The organism is Sphingomonas sp. Leaf231, from assembly GCF_001421995.1.
GTDB lineage: Bacteria > Pseudomonadota > Alphaproteobacteria > Sphingomonadales > Sphingomonadaceae > Sphingomonas.
The window spans coordinates 957,555-975,488 of the sequence record NZ_LMLS01000001.1; the positions used below are offsets into that span (position 1 = coordinate 957,555).

14 protein-coding genes are annotated in these 17,934 nt (G+C 69.4%); 8 read left to right on the plus strand and 6 right to left on the minus strand.

Translation table 11 applies throughout. From position 1 onward, the window contains the following. Nucleotides 1-33 precede the first annotated feature (33 nt). On the plus strand, nt 34-2,076 hold the full coding sequence (locus ASE95_RS04495) for an NAD(+) synthase (RefSeq protein ID WP_056631961.1): 2,043 nt from the start codon (nt 34-36) through the stop codon (nt 2,074-2,076). Between the two features lie 63 nt (nt 2,077-2,139). On the opposite strand, the gene ASE95_RS04500 is transcribed toward ASE95_RS04495, so the two are convergent. After that, a complete protein-coding gene (locus ASE95_RS04500; RefSeq protein ID WP_056631964.1) occupies nt 2,140-3,663 on the minus strand; it encodes a fumarate hydratase in 1,524 nt (507 codons plus the stop codon). Nucleotides 3,664-4,007: 344 nt separating this feature from the next. Between ASE95_RS04500 and ASE95_RS04505 the strand changes: the two genes are divergently transcribed. The 4 genes from ASE95_RS04505 to ASE95_RS04520 all read left to right on the plus strand — a co-directional run bounded on the left by ASE95_RS04505 (nt 4,008) and on the right by ASE95_RS04520 (nt 9,974). Beyond that, on the plus strand, nt 4,008-5,927 hold the full coding sequence (locus tag ASE95_RS04505) for a ribonucleoside-diphosphate reductase subunit alpha (RefSeq protein ID WP_056631967.1): 1,920 nt from the start codon (nt 4,008-4,010) through the stop codon (nt 5,925-5,927). Nucleotides 5,928-6,056: 129 nt separating this feature from the next. Beyond that, complete coding sequence (locus tag ASE95_RS04510) at nt 6,057-8,003, plus strand: methyl-accepting chemotaxis protein (protein ID WP_156347872.1); 1,947 nt, start codon at nt 6,057-6,059, stop codon at nt 8,001-8,003. Nucleotides 8,004-8,052: 49 nt separating this feature from the next. Further along, on the plus strand, nt 8,053-9,156 hold the full coding sequence (gene dinB / locus ASE95_RS04515; RefSeq protein ID WP_443025431.1) for a DNA polymerase IV: 1,104 nt from the start codon (nt 8,053-8,055) through the stop codon (nt 9,154-9,156). Between the two features lie 14 nt (nt 9,157-9,170). Next, nucleotides 9,171-9,974 carry a shikimate 5-dehydrogenase gene (locus tag ASE95_RS04520; protein ID WP_056631977.1) on the plus strand — a complete coding sequence of 268 codons (804 nt, stop codon included), beginning with the start codon at nt 9,171-9,173 and terminating at the stop codon, nt 9,972-9,974. A 217-nt stretch (nt 9,975-10,191) separates the two neighbouring features. Here the strand turns inward: ASE95_RS04520 and ASE95_RS04525 are convergent, their stop codons facing one another. Then, a complete protein-coding gene (locus ASE95_RS04525; RefSeq protein ID WP_056631980.1) occupies nt 10,192-11,106 on the minus strand; it encodes an ROK family protein in 915 nt (304 codons plus the stop codon). After that, the gene (locus ASE95_RS04530; protein ID WP_056631983.1) at nt 11,107-11,550 is read right to left on the minus strand and encodes a MarR family winged helix-turn-helix transcriptional regulator; all 444 of its coding nucleotides are present in this window, start codon (nt 11,548-11,550) and stop codon (nt 11,107-11,109) included. It abuts the gene before it with no gap. Between the two features lie 131 nt (nt 11,551-11,681). Between ASE95_RS04530 and ASE95_RS04535 the strand changes: the two genes are divergently transcribed. Continuing rightward, entirely contained in the window at nt 11,682-12,590 is a 909-nt protein-coding gene (locus ASE95_RS04535) for an alpha/beta fold hydrolase (RefSeq protein WP_056631986.1), read from the plus strand. On the opposite strand, the gene ASE95_RS18180 is transcribed toward ASE95_RS04535, so the two are convergent. Then, nucleotides 12,578-13,393 (minus strand): PEPxxWA-CTERM sorting domain-containing protein, encoded by an 816-nt coding sequence (locus ASE95_RS18180; protein ID WP_056631989.1) that lies wholly within the window; start codon nt 13,391-13,393, stop codon nt 12,578-12,580. The genes ASE95_RS04535 and ASE95_RS18180 overlap by 13 nt on opposite strands. A gap of 228 nt (nt 13,394-13,621) precedes the next feature. Here ASE95_RS18180 and ASE95_RS04545 point away from each other — a divergent pair, with 228 nt between their 5' ends. Together ASE95_RS04545 and ASE95_RS04550 are read left to right on the plus strand one after the other, a co-directional pair. After that, the gene (locus ASE95_RS04545; protein WP_056631992.1) at nt 13,622-13,807 is read left to right on the plus strand and encodes a hypothetical protein; all 186 of its coding nucleotides are present in this window, start codon (nt 13,622-13,624) and stop codon (nt 13,805-13,807) included. Nucleotides 13,808-13,926: 119 nt separating this feature from the next. Further along, a complete protein-coding gene (locus ASE95_RS04550; RefSeq protein ID WP_056631995.1) occupies nt 13,927-15,123 on the plus strand; it encodes a GGDEF domain-containing protein in 1,197 nt (398 codons plus the stop codon). 13 nt (nt 15,124-15,136) lie between these two features. Here the strand turns inward: ASE95_RS04550 and ASE95_RS04555 are convergent, their stop codons facing one another. Both ASE95_RS04555 and ASE95_RS04560 read right to left on the minus strand, forming a co-directional pair. Continuing rightward, on the minus strand, nt 15,137-16,360 hold the full coding sequence (locus ASE95_RS04555) for a pyridoxal-dependent decarboxylase, exosortase A system-associated (protein WP_056631998.1): 1,224 nt from the start codon (nt 16,358-16,360) through the stop codon (nt 15,137-15,139). Beyond that, complete coding sequence (locus ASE95_RS04560; protein WP_056632001.1) at nt 16,357-17,856, minus strand: AMP-binding protein; 1,500 nt, start codon at nt 17,854-17,856, stop codon at nt 16,357-16,359. The genes ASE95_RS04555 and ASE95_RS04560 overlap by 4 nt, the downstream gene beginning before the upstream one ends. Between the last annotated feature and the right edge of the window lie 78 nt (nt 17,857-17,934).

The window sequence follows — 17,934 nt, forward strand, 5'->3', positions numbered from 1 at the left end:
CAAAGCGTCGCTTCCGTCGGTATTTACGCAGGCATGAATCCCGCTTTCCGCTCGTTGCATCGCCACGGCATGGTGCGCGTCGCCGCCGCCACCCCGCTCGCCACCGTCGGCGATCCCGCCGCCAATGCGGAGGGGACGATCGCGCTGGCCCGCACCGCACACGACGCCGGCGTGGACCTGCTGGTCTATCCCGAGCTGAACCTCAGCAGCTACGCCATCGACGACCTGCACCTGCAATCGGCGTTGCAGCGCGCGACGCTGGCGGCGATCGCCGCGGTGGTCGCCGCCAGCGCGACGTTGCGCCCGGTGCTGCTGGTGGGTGCGGCGCTGGAGCGCGGCGGGCGGCTGTACAATTGTGCGCTGGCCGTCGCGCGCGGGCGCGTGCTGGGCGTGGTGCCCAAGACGTTCCTGCCCAATTACCGCGAATATTACGAAAAGCGCTGGTTCGCGAGCGGCGCGGGGCTGACCGGGATGACGATCGCGATCGACGGGCAGGATGTGCCGTTCGGCACCGACCTGCTGTTCGCCGCCGATGACCTGCCGCATTTCGTCATCCATGCCGAAATCTGCGAGGATTACTGGGCGCCCACCCCGCCGTCGACGATGGGCGCGCTGGCCGGGGCGCTGGTGTGCGCGAACCTGTCGGCATCGAACGTGGTGATCGGCAAGTCGCGTGAGCGGATGATGCTGTCCGCTTCGCAATCCGCACGCGCGATGTGCGCCTATGTCTATTCCGCCGCCGGCCCGGGGGAGAGCACCACCGATCTGGCGTGGGACGGTCAGGGCAGCGTCCACGAACTCGGCGAGTTGCTCGCGCAATCCGAACGGTTCGCGCACCAGCCGGGGCTGACGATCGCGGATGTCGATACCGAACGGCTGGTGCAGGAACGACTGCGCAACGGTACGTTCAACGACGCCGCGATGGTCGCGGGCCATCCCGAAACGCGCTTCCGCCGCATCGCCTTTTCGCACCGGCCCGATTTCGCGGACCTGGGGCTGAAACGCGAGCTGCGGCGCTTCCCGTTCGTGCCCAACACCCCCGCGACGCTCGATCAGGATTGCTACGAAGCGTTCAACATCCAGGTCGAGGGGATCGCCAAGCGGCTGGTCGCGGCACGCGCGCAGCGGCTGGTGATCGGCGTGTCGGGCGGACTCGACAGTACTCATGCGCTGATCGTCGTCGCCAAGGCGCTCGACCGGCTGGGGCGGCCACGCAGCGACATCCTGGGCATCACCATGCCCGGCTTCGCCACCAGCGCGGGCACGAAGGACAATGCGTGGAAGCTGATGCATGCACTGGGCATCACCGCGGAGGAGATCGACATCCGCCCCGCCGCGACGCGGATGCTGCAGGACATGGGTCACCCTTATGGCCGCGGCGAGCCGGTGTACGACATTACGTTCGAGAATGTGCAGGCGGGCCTGCGCACCGACTATCTCTTCCGCATCGCCAACCAGCGCGACGGGCTGGTAGTCGGCACGGGCGACCTCAGCGAACTTGCGCTCGGCTGGTGCACCTACGGAGTCGGTGACCAGATGAGTCATTACGCGGTCAACGCCGGCGTGCCCAAGACGCTGATCCAGTTCCTGATCCGCTGGGCCATCGGCACCGACCAGTACGACCGCGAAACCGATGCGGTGCTGGAAGCGATCCTGGGGCAGGAGATCAGCCCCGAACTGGTGCCCGGCGCGGAGATGCAGAGCACCGAGAGCAAGATCGGACCATATGCGCTGAACGACTTCTTCGCGCACTACCTGATCCGCCACGGCCTCGCCCCGTCGAAGGTCGCGTTCCTGGCATGGCATGCGTGGCACGATGCGTCGGCGGGACGCTGGCCGCTCGGCTATCCGCAGGAAGCACGCACCGCCTATGATCTGGCGACGATCGTCCACTGGCTGGAGCGATTCCTGATCCGCTTCTTCCAGACCAGCCAGTTCAAGCGTTCGGCGCTGCCCAACGGCCCGAAGGTGTCGGCCGGCGGCGCGCTATCCCCGCGCGGCGACTGGCGGGCACCCTCGGACGGAACCGCGGCAGCGTGGCTGGCCGAACTGAAGGAGAACGGCCCGGAGGTGTGAAGCCGCCCTTCATCCGACGCGCCGCTTCAACCCACGCCGTTGCCCGCGCCCGCCCCGGGGCGCTTACGCCCCGACCAGCAGCCCCTCGCGCGCGATCTTCTCGCGCCAGACCAGCGGGGCGAGCTGGTGGACGTTGTTGCCCTCCGCGTCGACCGCAACCGTCACGGGGAAGTCGCTGACCTCGAATTCATAGATCGCCTCCATGCCGAGGTCGGCGAACCCGACGACCTTGCTGCCCTTGATCGCGCGCGCGACCAGATATGCCGCGCCGCCGACCGCCATCAGATACGCGCTCTTGCCCTCGCGGATCGCCTCGGTCGCCGCCGGGCCGCGCTCGGCCTTGCCGACCATCGCCAGCAGGCCCTGGTCGAGCATCATCCGCGTGAACTTGTCCATCCGCGTCGCGGTGGTCGGGCCGGCGGGGCCGACCACTTCCTCCCCGACCGGATCGACCGGCCCGACGTAATAGATCACCCGGCCCGCGAACTCGACCGGCAACGGCTCGCCGGCCGCCAGCATGTCGGCGATGCGCTTGTGCGCGGCGTCGCGCCCGGTCAGCATGCGGCCGTTCAGCAGCAAGCGGTCGCCCTGCTTCCACGTCTGCACGATTTCCGGCGTCAGCGTATCGAGATCGACGCGGATCGCCGCCTTGTCCGGCGTCCAGTCCACCTTCGGCCATTCGTCGAGCTTCGGCGCTTCCAGATAGGCCGGCCCCGATCCGTCGAGCGTGAAATGCGCGTGGCGCGTCGCGGCGCAATTCGGGATCATCGCGACCGGCTTGCCCGCGGCATGGCACGGCGCGTCCTTGATCTTCACGTCGAGGATCGTCGAGAGCCCACCCAGCCCCTGCGCACCGATGCCCAGCGCATTGACCTTGTCGAAGATCTCGATGCGCAGCGCCTCCACGTCGTTGCGCGGCCCGCGCGCCTTCAGCGGCCCCATGTCGATCGGCTCCATCAACGCCTGCTTGGCCAGCAGGACGCAATGTTCCGCGGTGCCGCCGATGCCGATCCCCAGCATCCCCGGCGGGCACCAGCCCGCGCCCATTTGCGGCAACATCTCCACCACCCAGTCGACGATCGAGTCGCTGGGGTTCATCATCTTGAACTTCGACTTGTTCTCGCTCCCGCCGCCCTTGGCAGCGACGTCGACCGACACCGTATTTCCCGGCACCAGCTCGACGTGCAGCACGCACGGCGTATTGTCCTTGGTGTTGCGGCGGGTGAAGGCAGGGTCGGCCAGTACCGATGCGCGCAGCTTGTTCTCGGGATGGAGGTAGGCGCGGCGCACCCCCTCATCGACGACGTCCTGCATCGAGCGCGTGTTGTCGTCCAGCCGGCACTCCATGCCCCATTTGACGAACACGTTGACGATGCCGGTATCCTGGCAGATCGGGCGATGCCCCTCCGCGCACATCCGGCTGTTGGTCAGGATCTGCGCGATCGCGTCCTTGGCGGCGGGCGATTGCTCCGCCTCGTACGCCTGGCCCAGCGCGCGGATATAATCCATCGGGTGGTAGTAACTGATGAACTGGAGCGCGTCGGCGACGCTCTCGATCAGGTCGGCGGTACGGATCACGATCGTCATGGGCGGGGTGTATAAACCGTGACGCGCCGGGGGCAACCGCACCACCGGTTCGTGCGCGCACCGATGCGCGGCGTGTAAAAATATTTTGCCCGTCTTGCATTCCCGGAATCGGCGGAACTCCGCGCGTCGCCGCACTTAGGGCCGTTTGCAACCCTATCGCGGGACTTGCCCGAACCGCGCATCTGCCACAATCTGTAGAGGTAGAGGCCGGCTATCGGCGCTAGCGGTGGTAAAGCGAACGGTCCGAACGAGGATCACGCCGGACCATCGTGGCGCGAACCGGCCGGTGATTTCGAACAGCCGATCCGCACGGATCGCACCACAGACAGGCGGGATGCGAGCGCATGAACTTCACGACCACGAACGGGGACGCGATGACCAGCGAGACGATCGACACCGCAGCGATCGACGCGGCGACCACCGAGGAGGCGATCGCCCGCCACGGCGCGCGCAACCAGCCTTTCCCGCTCGACGTCGATCATGGCCGTGATGCGCTGCTCACCGACTTCGGCAAGGAAACGCTGAAGGACCGCTATCTGCTGCCGGGCGAAAGCTACCAGGATCTGTTCGTCCGCGTCGCCTCCGCCTATGCCGACGATGCCGCGCACGCGCAGCGGCTGTACGACTACATTTCGAAACTGTGGTTCATGCCCGCCACGCCTGTGCTGTCGAACGGCGGCACCGGACGCGGCCTGCCGATCAGCTGCTACCTCAATTCTGTCCCGGACAGCCTGGACGGGATCGTGCAGACCTGGAACGAGAACGTCTGGCTCGCCTCGCGCGGCGGCGGGATCGGCACCTATTGGGGCAACGTGCGCGGCATCGGCGAGCCGGTCGGGCTGAACGGCAAGACCAGCGGGATCATCCCGTTCGTGCGCGTCATGGATTCGCTGACGCTGGCGATCAGCCAGGGGTCGCTGCGCCGCGGGTCGGCCGCCTGCTATCTCGACATTTCGCACCCGGAGATCGAGGAGTTCCTCGAAATTCGCAAACCCTCGGGCGATTTCAACCGCAAGGCGCTGAATCTCCACCATGGCGTGCTGATTCCGGACGCGTTCATGCATGCGGTGCGCGACGGCACGGAATGGCATCTGAAGTCGCCGAAGGACAATTCGGTCCGCGCCACCGTCGATGCCCGCGCGCTGTTCCAGAAGCTGGTCGAAACCCGGCTGGCGACGGGCGAGCCGTACATCGTCTTCTCCGACCATGTGAACTCGACGATGCCCAAGCATCACCGCGAGCTGGGGCTGAAGGTATCGACCTCCAACCTGTGCAGCGAGATCACGCTGCCGACCGGCAAGGACCATCTCGGCAACGATCGCACGGCGGTATGCTGCCTGTCGTCGCTCAACATCGAGACGTGGGACGAGTGGAAGGACGAAAAGGGCTTCATCGAGGACGTGATGCGCTTCCTCGACAACGTGCTGCAGGATTACATCGACCGCCACGAACCTGGCATGGAGCGCGCGGCGTATAGCGCCGGGCGCGAGCGGTCGGTGGGCCTCGGCGTGATGGGCTTCCACTCGTTCCTTCAGGCGCGCGGGCTGCCGTTCGAGGGGGCGATGGCCAAGAGCTGGAACCTGCGCATCTTCCGCCACGTCAACGCACAGGTAAATCAGGCGTCGATGACGCTCGCCGCCGAGCGTGGCCCGTGCCCCGATGCCGCCGACGTCGGCGTCATGGAACGATTCAGCTGCAAGATGGCGATCGCGCCGACCGCGTCGATCAGCATCATCTGCGGCGGGACCAGCGCGTGCATCGAGCCGATCCCGGCCAACATCTACACCCACAAGACGCTGTCGGGCAGCTTCGCGGTAAAGAACCCGTACCTGGAAAAGCTGCTCAACGAGAAGAGCAAGAACGCCGAGTCGGTGTGGAGTTCGATCCTGGAACATGGCGGGTCGGTGCAGCACCTCGACTTCCTCAGCGCGGAAGAGAAGGATTGCTTCAAGACTTCCTTCGAGATCGACCAGCGCTGGCTGCTCGAACTGGCCGGGGATCGCACGCCCTATATCGATCAGGCGCAGTCGCTGAACCTGTTCATTCCCGCCGATGTCGAGAAGTGGGATCTGCTGATGCTGCACTTCCGCGCGTGGGAACTGGGCATCAAGTCGCTGTATTACCTCCGCTCCAAGTCGGTGCAGCGCGCCGGCTTCGCGGGGTCCGAGGGGTCGGGCGGGGTCGAGGCCGACAATACGATCGATCTTCCCAAATTCTCGCTGGGCGAGACGACCGACTATGACGAATGCCTCGCCTGTCAGTAACGGGCGGGACCGGTAACGCGGTGAACTGAGCAAAGGCGACCGTCGCCCCGGCCCGGCGCCGGCATGACGGTCGCCGCACGGCGGGACGATTAACGTCTCCTCAGTGATGTTACGTTAATGCGACGGATCATGCCGCTGCTCGCTCCCCTCCGACGTACGCGTGCGCTGATCGGCACCCGCGTGGCGACGGCGGAAGGCGGCACGCGGTCGATCCTGTGGCTATTGATCGGGCTGATCGTGATCGCGCTGCTCAGCGGGATTCTAACGGTCGCGCTCCTCATCGGGGAGCTGGATGCGGACGCCGCCGCGCTGGTCCGCGCCAAGGCGCGCGCCGCGATCCAGTATGAGGCGGAAATGGCCGGCGAGGCGGTGTTTTCCCCGTCCCGGTGGGATGCCGCCGCCGACGCCGCCGACCACGTCTATGGCACGTTCGACCGGCAATGGGTCATCACCAATCTGGTCGGGGGTGGCTCGCCGACGCTAATTATCGATCATCGCGGCGACACGCTGTTTGCGGTCGATGGCGGCGTGCGCCCGCTGCCATCGCTGGCGCAACTCACCAGCCCCGCCGTCGCGCGCGAGCTGGCGTCCGAGGCACCCGCGACGGTGGACGCGGCGCGTCGGATGCGCGTTGCCAAGGTGATGACGGTGCGGCTGGGCGGGCAACCAGCCGTAATCGCCGCGATGCCGATCACCCCCGCCTCCGTGGACAAGCGTTCGCCGGCCGGACGCCCGCGCCTGCTCGCCAACGCATTCCTGCTCGACGAGGAGCGACTGGCCTCGCTGGGCAAGATCTTCGACCTGCCCGGCCTGCACTGGACCGCGCGCGGCGAACGCTACGATCCGGTCCATGCCGTGGCGATTCCCGACGGGCACGGCCGGACGATCGGCGTATTGGCGTGGGAACCATCGGCACCCGGCATGCGCGTGCTGCGCAAATTGCTGCCGGCGATGCTGGTCGGTGCCGGACTGTTCCTTTTGCTCGCCGGGTTGCTGGTCACGTACGTGCTGCGCGCCGGCAGGGGACTGGAAGCCGCCCTGGCCGGCGCGGCTGCCGCCGCCGCCGCGCGTGAGGCGGCGCTGCGCGATGTGGAAGCGGTGCTGGCGCAGGCGGAATCCGCCCGGGTCGAGGCCGATTGCGCCCGTATCGAAGCAGAGGCAGCGCGCGGGGAGGCGATCGTCGAGGCGCGCCGTCGTGCCGACACCGACGAACGGCACCGCCGCCAGCTGCGCGCCGCGGCGCACGACACCGCCGGCCAGCTGGAGCAATCCGTCGCCGGGCTGGTCAGGCAATTGCTGGACGCCGCGCGCGCGCTGGACGGCAGCGCCGATCGTACGCTGGGCACGATCCAGCAGCAGCAACGCGAGGCGGACATCGCGCGCCACCGCTGCCGCGACAGCGCCGTCGCGATGCGCGGCATGTTGCGGACCGTCGCCGACCTGACCGAGATGGTGAAGCATGTCGGCGGCGAGGCGCAGCGTTCCGCGCGGCTGGCGTTCGACGCCTCGCATCATTCCGCCGCCGCCTTCGCCGCGAACGAAGCGCTGGAAACCAGCGTCTACGCCGTCGAAAGCGCCACCCAGCGCATCAACGCCCTGACCGGGCAGACCAACCTGCTCGCGCTGAACGCGCGGATCGAATCGGCGCGCGCCGGAGAGGCGGGTCGCGGCTTCGCGGTGGTCGCGCAGGAAGTACGCAGCCTCGCCACCCAGACCGCGGAGACCAGCGGCGACATCTCCAACCGGATCGCCGGCATCCGCGAGGCGACCGGATCTACCGTGGCGCGCGTGGTGGCGCTGCACGAGGCGATCGCCACGCTCGATCAGTCCGCACGCGAGACGGCGGGCATGGTCGCGCAGCAGGAACTCGCCGGGCAGGAAATGACCCGCGCGATCGACGCGATCGATCATAGCGCGGCGACGATCGACGAAGCGGTCGGCGCGATCGCGCAATCGCTGTCCGACACTACCGACGCGGCGCTGCTGACCCGCGAGATCGGCGGCGAGGTCCGCGCCCGCGCGGAGACGCTGCAGGCCGAATGCGGCCGCATCATCTCGACGCTCCGCGCCGCCTGACACGCCACCATTCGCGCTTTGTTCCGCTTTTCGCTGGCGATGGCGGATCATCTCGGCTAATCCGCCGCATCGTCAGCGTGATGCCGTGCCAGAACCTCGCAAGATCATCCATGTAGACATGGACGCCTTCTACGCGTCGGTCGAACAGCGCGACGCGCCCGAACTGCGCGGTCGGCCGGTCGCGGTCGGTGGCCATCGCGCGCGCGGCGTGGTGGCGGCCGCCAGTTACGAGGCGCGCACCTACGGCGTGCGCTCCGCCATGCCCTCGGTGGTGGCGGCGCGGCGCTGCCCCGACCTCGTCTTCGTCCCGCCGCGCTTCGATGTCTATCGCGCGGTCAGCCGGCAGATCCATGCGATCTTCGCCGACTATGCCGACGCTATCGAGCCGCTCTCGCTCGACGAGGCGTATCTCGACGTCAGCCAGGATCGCCGCGCACTCGGCTCGGCCAGCGCGATCGCCGCGGAGATCCGCGCGCGGATCCACGCCGACACCGGGCTGACCGCCAGCGCCGGGGTCAGCTACAACAAGTTCATCGCCAAGCTGGCGTCTGACCAGAACAAGCCCGACGGGATGTGCGTGATCCCGCCTGCGAAAGGCGCGGCATTCGTCGCGGCGCTGCCGGTCAAGCGCTTCCACGGCATCGGCCCGGTCACCGCGGAGAAGATGGCGCGGCTGGGCATCCACACCGGCGCCGACCTGCGCGATCGTCCGCTGGAGTTCCTGCGCGCGCATTTCGGCAGCCATGCCGACTATCTGCACGGCGCGGCGCGCGGCGTGGACGAGCGCCCGGTGCGTGCCGAACGCCGCGCCAAGTCGGTCGGCGCGGAGCGGACGTTCGAAACCAACCTGACCGAGGCCGCCGCGATCGACGCCGCGCTGGAGACCGTCGCCGACGCGGCATGGACCCGGATCGAGCGGGCGGACGTGCGCGGCCGCACCGTGACGCTGAAATTGCGCCACGCCGATTTCCAGACGATCACCCGCGCCCGTTCGGTCGCGGGCGTCGTCGGTACGCGCGCGGAGATGCTCGACATCGGCCGGGTGCTGCTGTCGCCGCTGATGCCGGTGCCGGGCGGCATCCGCTTGCTCGGCCTGACATTGTCGGCGATCCTGCACGATGCCGACGCGGTGCAACCCGCGCTGCCGCTGTGAAAGGATCCGCCACCATGAAGCCACCGATCGGCCCCGCCACCCGCCTGTGCATGTCGCTGGCCGCGCGCCCCGGCACGTTCGGATCGCGCTTCCAGAACCATCTCTACGATGCGCTGGGGCTGGATTACGTCTACAAGGCGTTCACCACCACCGACCTGGCCGGCGCGGTCACCGGCATCCGCGCGCTGGGCATCCGCGGCTGCGCGGTGTCGATGCCGTTCAAGGAGGCGGTGATCCCGATGCTCGACGGGCTGCGCGATTCGGCGGCGGCGATCGACAGCGTGAACACGATCGTCAACGACGATGGTGTGCTGTTGGGCTACAACACCGATTACAGTGCGGTGCGCGACCTGATCGAGCCGTTGCCGCGCGTGCCGTTCCTGTTGCGCGGCAGCGGCGGCATGGCGAAGGCGGTGGCGACCGCGCTGGTCGATGCCGGCTTCGCGCAGGGCACGATCGCGGCCCGCAACGAGGGCGCCGGGCGCACGCTGGCCGAAAAGCTCGGGTGCCGCTGGCAGGCGGAGGCGGATGGCGAGGCGGCGCTGCTGGTCAACGTCACGCCGCTGGGCATGACCGGCGCGGATCAGGATGCACTGGCCTTCACCCGCGAACAGATCGGCGCGGCACGATTGGTCATGGATGTCGTGGCGCGACCGGTCGAGACACCGCTGCTGCGCGCCGCGCGCGATGCGGGCAAGCAGATCGTGACCGGCGCGGCGATCGCCACGCTACAGGGGCTGGAGCAGTTCGTGCTCTACACCGGCATCCGACCCACCGCCGCACAGGTCGCCGCGGCGGAGGCCCATGCGCTGGGGTGAAGCGCGGATGGGGGGCGTTCCCACACCCGGGCGCGCTCGCTATCAGCCTTTCCGGATCGCGAAAGCTTCGTTCCCGTCCCGGTATCGTTACCCGCCGCCCCGGCGCTCGGCCGGGGGGGGTAAGTAACGTCACGCGAAATGGCCGGCCGGACTCGCAAACGCCGCACCGTTCCGCAAGCCAGCCCGGCTGCCCCGCGGAACGGTGCGTGACGTTCCCCTACCCCAGCACCGCCACGCCGGTGCGATCCTCCAGCGCCTGCGCGCCCAGCACCACCGCACCCAGCGGTCCGGCATTGCCGCCCAGCGCGGCGGAGACGATGAACGTGTCCATGTCCGCCACCGCCGGCAAGGCGACATAGCCGTTCAGGTTGGCCGCCGTTGCCGCGCGCAGCCGCGGCAGCAGCCACGGATTGCCGACCATCACGCCGCCGCCCAGCACGATCCGCCGCGGCACGCCGGTCAGCGTCAGCGTCGCGAACAGCGACGACAGCGCGCCGACCACCGTTTCCCACGCCGCGTGGTCGTGCGGCAGGTCCTCGCCCTTGATGCCGGTACGCGCCGCGATTGCCGGCCCCGCCGCCAGCCCCTCGACGCACGCGCCGTGATACGGGCACACCCCGGCCCAGTCGTCGCCGGGCAGACGCGGCGGGCGGATGTGGCCGAATTCGCTGTGGGTCAGCCCGTCGACCGGGCGGCCGTGCGCGATCATTCCCGCGCCCACGCCGGTGCCGACCGTGACATAGGCCAGGTCGCCCAGCCCCTGCCCCGCGCCCCAACGCGCCTCCGCCATCGCGGCGCCCACCACGTCGCTGTGGAAACCGACCGGCACGTCGTAGCGTGCCGCCAGCCGCCGGGCGATGTCGGTGCCTGCCCAATGCGGCTTGGGGGTGGAGGTGATCTTGCCATAGTCCGCCGATTGCGGATCGATCGAAACCGGCCCGAAGCTGGCGATACCGATTGCGGCCACGCCCCGCCACTTGTCCATGGCCGCTTCCAGTGCGGGCAGCGTCTCCTCCGGCCGGGTGGTCGGCACGCGCACCTCTTCCAGGATCGCATCCGGCCCGCTGGAGAGCACCGCGATGCACTTCGTACCGCCCAGTTCCACGCCCGCAATCAACGGCTGCTGCGCCATTCAGTCTTCCTCCTCGACCGCGGCGTCGATCCGCCGCAGCATGTCCGTGAATTGCGCCAGTTCGCGCGCGCCGAACCGCCCGAATATCCGACGCTCCAGCGCGGCGGCCTGCGGCGCGACCTGCGCGTACAGCGCTTCACCGTCGCCGCTCAAGCGCAGATGGTGCGAACGGCGATCGGTGGCGTTGGGCGTGCGGCTCAACAGCCCGCGTTGTGTCAGGGAGATCGCCGCGCGGCTGACCGTGACCTTGTCCATCCGGCTGCGGTCGCACAATTGCGCCTGCGTGACCGGCGCATGCTCGGCTATCAATGTCACCAGCCGCCATTCCGGGATCGTCAGGCCGAACAGCGTCTCATACGACCCCGCGATCCTCCCGCTGACGCGGTTCGACGTGACCGACAGGAGATAGGGCAGGAATTGATCGAGATGAAGGCGTTCGGCCATGGGACACCTGCGCTAACACGGGACGGGAGGGAGCGGAACCAGAACCCGAAATGTTGCATTAATGTTACGACGCCTACAAGAAGCTTCGGATTCGGCGGAAAAGCGTTCGAGGTGGCGCGACGGAGCAGACGATGGCATTGATACGGGCGAACGGGATCGAGATCGATTACGAAGACGAAGGGCCTCGTGACGGCCCGGCGATCCTGATGGTGATGGGTCTGGGCGCGCAACTGGTCCGCTGGCCGCAGGCGATGGTCGATGCGCTGGCCGCGCACGGCTATCGCGTGATCCGCTTCGACAATCGCGACGTGGGCCTGTCCACCAAGTTCGATCATCTCGGCGCACCCCATATCGTGTGGACCGCGATGCAGATGCAGTTCGGCCGCGCACCCACGGTTCCCTACACGCTGACCGACATGGCGCAGGATGCGATCGGCCTGCTGGACGCGCTGGGCATCGACCGCGCGCATGTCGTTGGCGCCTCGATGGGCGGGATGATCGCGCAATTGATCGCGGCGCGCTGGCCCGAACGCGTCCGCACGCTCACCTCGATCATGTCCACCACCGGCGCGCCGGCCTGCTCGCGTCCGTCGATGCGCACCACCGCGCTGCTGCTGCGTCACCCGCGTAGCGACGATATCGAGGCGATCGTCGCACATGGCACGCTGGCCGGACGCGCGGTCGGCGGGCGCTTTCCGATGGAGGATGCGGTGATGGCCGACCGGATCCGCGCGGAGACGCTACGCAACCGCTGCCCCACCGGCTTTCTGCGCCAGATGGCGGCGATCATCGCCGATGGCGACCGCACCGATCGCCTGCGCCGCATCACGGCGCCGACGCTGGTGATCCATGGCAGCGACGATCCGTTGGTGCCCGTCGCCGGCGGTCGCGCCACGGCGCGCACAATCCCCGGCGCGCGGCTGCTGGAGATCGACGGCATGGGTCACACCCTGCCGCCGGAGCTGGTCGATCCGATCGTCGCGGCGATCGACGACCATATCCGCCATCGCCGCCGCGACCCGATCCCTCAGGCGGCCTGACCCAGCTGCCGTGCTGCGCGAGCGGCCGGCGCGGCGGCCCGCCCGTGACGCAGGCCCCCGCCGATCAGCGCGAAGCCCAGCAGCATCATCGCCCATGTCCCCGGCTCCGGCACCGCGCCGCCGGTGACCTGCAACAGCGTCGGGGCAAGCGTCAGCCGCGTGCTGTAATCCACCCCGCCGGACCGATCGCCGGCGCTGAAGACGGTGGCGAACGCGCCCGTGCCGCTCACCGCGAACGTGCCGTCCTGACGATAATCGGGGGACGTGAACGACGCGTCGAACAACGAGAACCGCAAATCGTCGGTCGCGATACTGTACCAACTGCCGTAATCGGCGCAGCATCCCGCATAGCTGTCGTACCCCGCCGACAGCGAAAGGGTGCGCGCCACCGCGTTCTTCACGATCTCGCCGCTGTCGTCGATGCCCGACGATGCGCCGAAGCAGCCGAACCCGGGGATGCACATCGGTGGCATGTCCTCGTCGCCCGTCCGGACCGCACGTTCCACGCCGTTGATGGTCAGCATGGCGGCGACCGGCGGTCGCGTTCCGTCCTGGATCGATCCGCCCCCGCGCGCCGACGATCCGCCGGTGTCCGCCACATACAGCGCCAGCGGCATCGCATCGTCGACCTCGAACCGCGCGGTGAAGCCGCGCCCGACCACATCCTCGCCGAACGCCGCCCCGCCGTCGCTGGCGTCCCCGATGACGTTGCCGGTGACGATATAGGTGAAGATCGCGGCGCGCACCGGCGTCGCGACCATGGCGGAGATCGTCATCGCCATTCCGATCAGAAGCTGTCGCATGGTCCATTCTCCCTGGCGCGACGGCAACCGGGTGCGTGCTGCCCCGGATCGGTATCGGCGCGCGCCCGGCAGCATAGCAGCTTTTCGAACACCCGATCAGTCACTTGGTGAAGAAGGTCGATGCGGCCGCCCACCAGCCGGCATGGCAATCCGCCGTGCCGCCGCGGATCGATCCCGCGTCCGGGCGATTGATGCCTTTGCGGGCGGCGTGCCCGTCAGGGACATCGCATGTTCGTCGACTTCCGCGACCAGCCCCCGCCGCCGCCGTGGCAGCCGCGCCGCCCCAGGCCGCGCCTGACCGCGCGTCAGGAAAAGACGCTGGCGGCGATCATCGGTGTCAATATCGTGTTGCTGATCGTCGCGCCGATCGGCGGCGTGACGTTGCTCGGCGCGGTGGCGCTGCTGTTCCGCTGACCGCGCACCACACGAACGAAAAAGGAATTTTCGGGTAACGACCGATACTTGTGCAGTCGCCGGCCCACGCGTATGATCCTGTCGCGCGCCGGGGGGCCCGTAATATTTGGGGGGTTGCGGTGACGCTCGACGTGGCCACGCTGTTCGTCGCCAGCATTGCGATCGAGTTCGTCCTGGCATTGTATTTCTGGACGCTGTGGCTGGGCCGCCGCGAACAGCGCATGCACCTGTGGATCGCCGCGTCGATCACCACTGGAATGGCGGGATCGCTCGGCTTCATGCTGCGCGGTGTCGCGCCGGACTGGATCGCGGTCTGGGCGGCGCAGGTGTGTTTCATTCAGGTGTTCGCGTTCCTATGGGCCGGGGTGCGCCGCGTCCACGGTCGCACGCATCCGACGCGCGTCGTCTGGGCGGGGTCGCTGCTGTGGAGCGCGGCGTGTCTGATCCCGGCGTTCTTCCATGCCGAGGCGGTGCGCAACGCCGTCGCCACGCTTGCCTTCACCGCTTATTGCGTGGCGATGTCGGCGGAGTTGCTGCGCCGCGCCGGTGCGACGTCGCCCAGCCGGCGGTTGACCGCCGCGCTGCTCCTGTCGCTGTCCGCCGCGTCGGTGGCGATGACGGTCTATTCGGCGCTGCGCGATGACGTCGTGACCCCGCTGTCCAGCCCCTCCTCGCTTCCGGCGTTGTGGCTGCTGCTCTACACCGCGATCTACCTCACGCTGGTGGTGGCGCTGACCACGCTCGAACTCGGCAACGAGGCGCAGCGCCAGCGCGAGGCGGCGGCCACCGACGCGCTGACCGGGCTGCTCAACCGCCGGGCCTTCATCGACGGCGCGGCGCGGCTGGCGACGCATCCCCGCGGCGCGACGCTGCTGATGCTCGATCTCGATCATTTCAAGCAGATCAACGATCATTGGGGCCATGCCGCCGGTGACCGCGCGCTGGTGCTGTTCGCGGGCGCATTGCTGGACGTGACGGTACGCAGCCCGCATGCGGTGGTGGCGCGGATCGGCGGTGAGGAGTTCGCGGTGCTGCTGCCCGGCACCCGGCGCGCCGACGCGCTGGCGATCGCTGCGGAAATCGCCGCCCGCACGCGTGAGCTTCGCCACACGCCTGGCGCGCCCCGCATGACCGTCAGCATCGGCACCGCCGCCGGGCCGATGAACGACCGCAAGCTCGACGAATTGCTCGCCGCCGCCGATCAGGCGCTCTACCGTGCCAAGCGCGGCGGGCGCGATCGTGTCGAACAGGAATACGCGCCAAGCGGCGGCAACGCGATCGCCTATGTCGCGGGCGACACCGACCTCGCGGCCTGAGCACCGCTCCGCGTCACACCACGATCTCGCCCGCCGGCGGATGCCCCAGGAACGCCGCCGGGCTGGCGGTCGCCCCGTACGCCCCGGCCAGAAAGATCGCGATCACCTCCCCCTCGCTTGCCGGGGGCAGCGCGATGCGGTCGCCCAACCGGTCGAGCGGGGTGCACAGGCAACCCACCACCGACACCGCGCCGTCGCCCGCCGCCGCGCCCATCCGACCCGCCACCGCCAGCGGATAGTTGCGCCGCACCACCGTCCCGAAATTGCCGCTCGCCGCCAGCTGATGATGCAACCCGCCGTCGACCACCACGAACCTCTCGCCGCGGCTCTCCTTCACGTCGACGATGCGGGTCAGGTACACGCCCGCCTCCGCGACCAGCCAGCGCCCCAGTTCGATCGCGAAGCGGCTGTCGCGCAACACCGCGGCGCGCGTCGCCAGCGCCTCGCCCAGCGCCGCACCGACCGCCTCGACGTCCAGCGCTACGTCGCCCGCGAAATACGGCACCCCGAAACCGCCGCCCAGATTGACCAGTGGCGGGACGGCGCCCGCCTCCTCCGCCAGCCGCGCGGCGAGCGCCAGCGTCGCACCCTGCGTCTCGATCAGCGCACCCGCGTCCAGCGCCTGCGACCCGGCGAAGATGTGGAACCCGCGCCAGTCCGCCCCGCCCGCGATCACCGCGCGCACCAGCGCGGCGGCCTGCTCCGCATCGACGCCGAACGGGGAGGCGCGGCCGCCCATCTTCATCCCCGATCCGCGCAGTTCCAGATCGGGGTTCACCCGCACCGCCACGCGCGGCCGCACGCCCAGCCGCTCGCCCGCCGCCAGCGCACGCCGCGCTTCCCCGGCCGATTCGAGGTTGATCGTCGCCCCGGCGCGGATCGCCGCTTCCAGTTCGTCATCACGCTTGCCCGGCCCGGCGAAGCTGATCGCCGCCCCCGCCCCGACCGTCAGGGCGCGCGCCAGTTCGCCCGCCGATGCGACGTCCAGCCCGTCGACCAGCGGCGCGACCCGCGCCAGCAGCACCGGCAACGGATTGGCCTTGATCGCATAATGCAGGTCGACTCCCGCCGGCATCGCCGCACGGAACCGCGCCACCTGCGCCGCGACCAGCGCCGCGTCGTACACGAACAGCGGCGCGCCATGCGCCGCGACCAGCGCCGCCGCATCCCGCCCGCCGATCGTCAACGCCCCGGTCTGCGCAGCGAAGGCGGGCGGGATCGGCCCCATCGGCTTCATGGGCGCTCGCTCCTCGCCGCCGCCGCGATCGCCGCGCGGTCCAGCTTGCCATTGGCGTTGCGGGGCAAATCGTCACGCCAGTCGATCCGCACCGGCTGCATATAGGCGGGCAATTCGCGTTTCAGCCGTGCACGCAGCGCCGGTTCGGCAGCGGCATCGCCGCGCGCGACCAGCACGATCGCCTGCCCCAGCCGCGCGTCCGCGATGCCCAGCGCCACTGCCTCCGCCGCCTCGCCGCCCGCGGTGGCGGCTTCCTCCACCTCCTGCGGGCTGACGCGGTGCCCGGCGGTCTTGATCATCTCGTCGTCCCGCCCGACGAAGCGCAGCAGCCCCGCGTCATCGGCGACGACCGTGTCGCCGGACCACACCGCCATGCCGCCATAAAGCGATCCCGCCGGCGCGGGGCGGAACCGCAGCGCGCTGCGCGCCGGATCACGCCAATATCCCTTCGCGACCAGCGGCCCGGCATGCACCAACTCTCCCGCCTCGCCCGGCACCGCCAGTGCGCCGTCGCCCCGCACCACCATCACCTCCGCGAACGGCACCGCCCGCCCGATCGAGTCGGGATACGCATCGACCAGCGCGGGGTCGAGATACGTCGATCGGAATGCCTCGGTCAGCCCGTACATCGCAAACAGCCGCGCCGCCGGGAACCGCGTCCGCAACGCGCGCACCATCGCCGGGGTCAGCGCGCCGCCCGAATTGGTCAGCCGCCGCAGCCCGCCCGCCACCTCCTCGGGCCATTCCGCCTCCAGCAATTGCGTCCACAACGGCGGCACCCCGGCCAGCGTGGTCGCCGCGAAACGCCCCGCCGCCTTCACCACGTCGCGCGGCGTCAGGTAATCGAGCGGCGTGACGCACGCCCCCGCCGCCCAGGTCGAAAACAACTGGTTCTGCCCGTAATCGAACCCCAGCGGCAGCACCGCCAGCACCCGGTCGTCGGGCAGAATGCCCAGATATCCGGCCACGCCGATTGCGCCCAGCCACAGATTGGCGTGGCTCAGCATCACGCCCTTCGGTCGCCCGGTCGATCCCGAGGTATAGAGAAGCGCCGCCAGCGTATCCGGGTCCGCCCCCGATCGCGGCAATGCGTCGCCGCTGCCCGGCGTCGTCACCACCGCGCAGTCCGGCGGCACGTCGCCGGGCTCCAGCGTCGCGGCGCGCGATTCCTGCGTCACCAGCACCGCCGCCCCGCTGTCGGCAAGGATATGTGCGACTTGCCCGCGCCGCAGCACCGGATTGACCGGCACATGGACCAGCCCGGCCCGCGCCGCCGCCAGCGGCATCCAGCATGCGATGCGCGTCTTGGGCAGCCACGTCGCCACCCGCGCGCCCGGGTCCAGCCGCAACGCCGCCAGCCATCCCGCCAGCCGCGCCACCGCCGCCTCCGCCGTGGCATGATCGACCATCCCCTCGCGATCGAGCAGCGCGGGCGCATCGGGCCCGCCGCGCAGGACGTGGTCGATCGGGCGCGGCGTGGCATCGATGGGCACCATGTTTCGCCTTCTAGGGTCAGGCGTTGCGGAATCCACCCCTTGCGCCTAACGCGGCGCCGGGCGTCGGCTTCGCAGCCG

Coding starts and splice junctions, on each gene's coding strand:
- ASE95_RS04495 (WP_056631961.1), top strand. CDS start 34: ATGAATCCCGCTTTCCGCTCGTTGCATCGCCACGGCATGGTGCGCGTC.
- ASE95_RS04500 (WP_056631964.1), bottom strand. CDS start 3,663: ATGACGATCGTGATCCGTACCGCCGACCTGATCGAGAGCGTCGCCGAC.
- ASE95_RS04505 (WP_056631967.1), top strand. CDS start 4,008: ATGAACTTCACGACCACGAACGGGGACGCGATGACCAGCGAGACGATC.
- ASE95_RS04510 (WP_156347872.1), top strand. CDS start 6,057: ATGCCGCTGCTCGCTCCCCTCCGACGTACGCGTGCGCTGATCGGCACC.
- ASE95_RS04520 (WP_056631977.1), top strand. CDS start 9,171: ATGAAGCCACCGATCGGCCCCGCCACCCGCCTGTGCATGTCGCTGGCC.
- ASE95_RS04525 (WP_056631980.1), bottom strand. CDS start 11,106: ATGGCGCAGCAGCCGTTGATTGCGGGCGTGGAACTGGGCGGTACGAAG.
- ASE95_RS04530 (WP_056631983.1), bottom strand. CDS start 11,550: ATGGCCGAACGCCTTCATCTCGATCAATTCCTGCCCTATCTCCTGTCG.
- ASE95_RS04535 (WP_056631986.1), top strand. CDS start 11,682: ATGGCATTGATACGGGCGAACGGGATCGAGATCGATTACGAAGACGAA.
- ASE95_RS18180 (WP_056631989.1), bottom strand. CDS start 13,393: ATGCGACAGCTTCTGATCGGAATGGCGATGACGATCTCCGCCATGGTC.
- ASE95_RS04545 (WP_056631992.1), top strand. CDS start 13,622: ATGTTCGTCGACTTCCGCGACCAGCCCCCGCCGCCGCCGTGGCAGCCG.
- ASE95_RS04555 (WP_056631998.1), bottom strand. CDS start 16,360: ATGAAGCCGATGGGGCCGATCCCGCCCGCCTTCGCTGCGCAGACCGGG.
- ASE95_RS04560 (WP_056632001.1), bottom strand. CDS start 17,856: ATGGTGCCCATCGATGCCACGCCGCGCCCGATCGACCACGTCCTGCGC.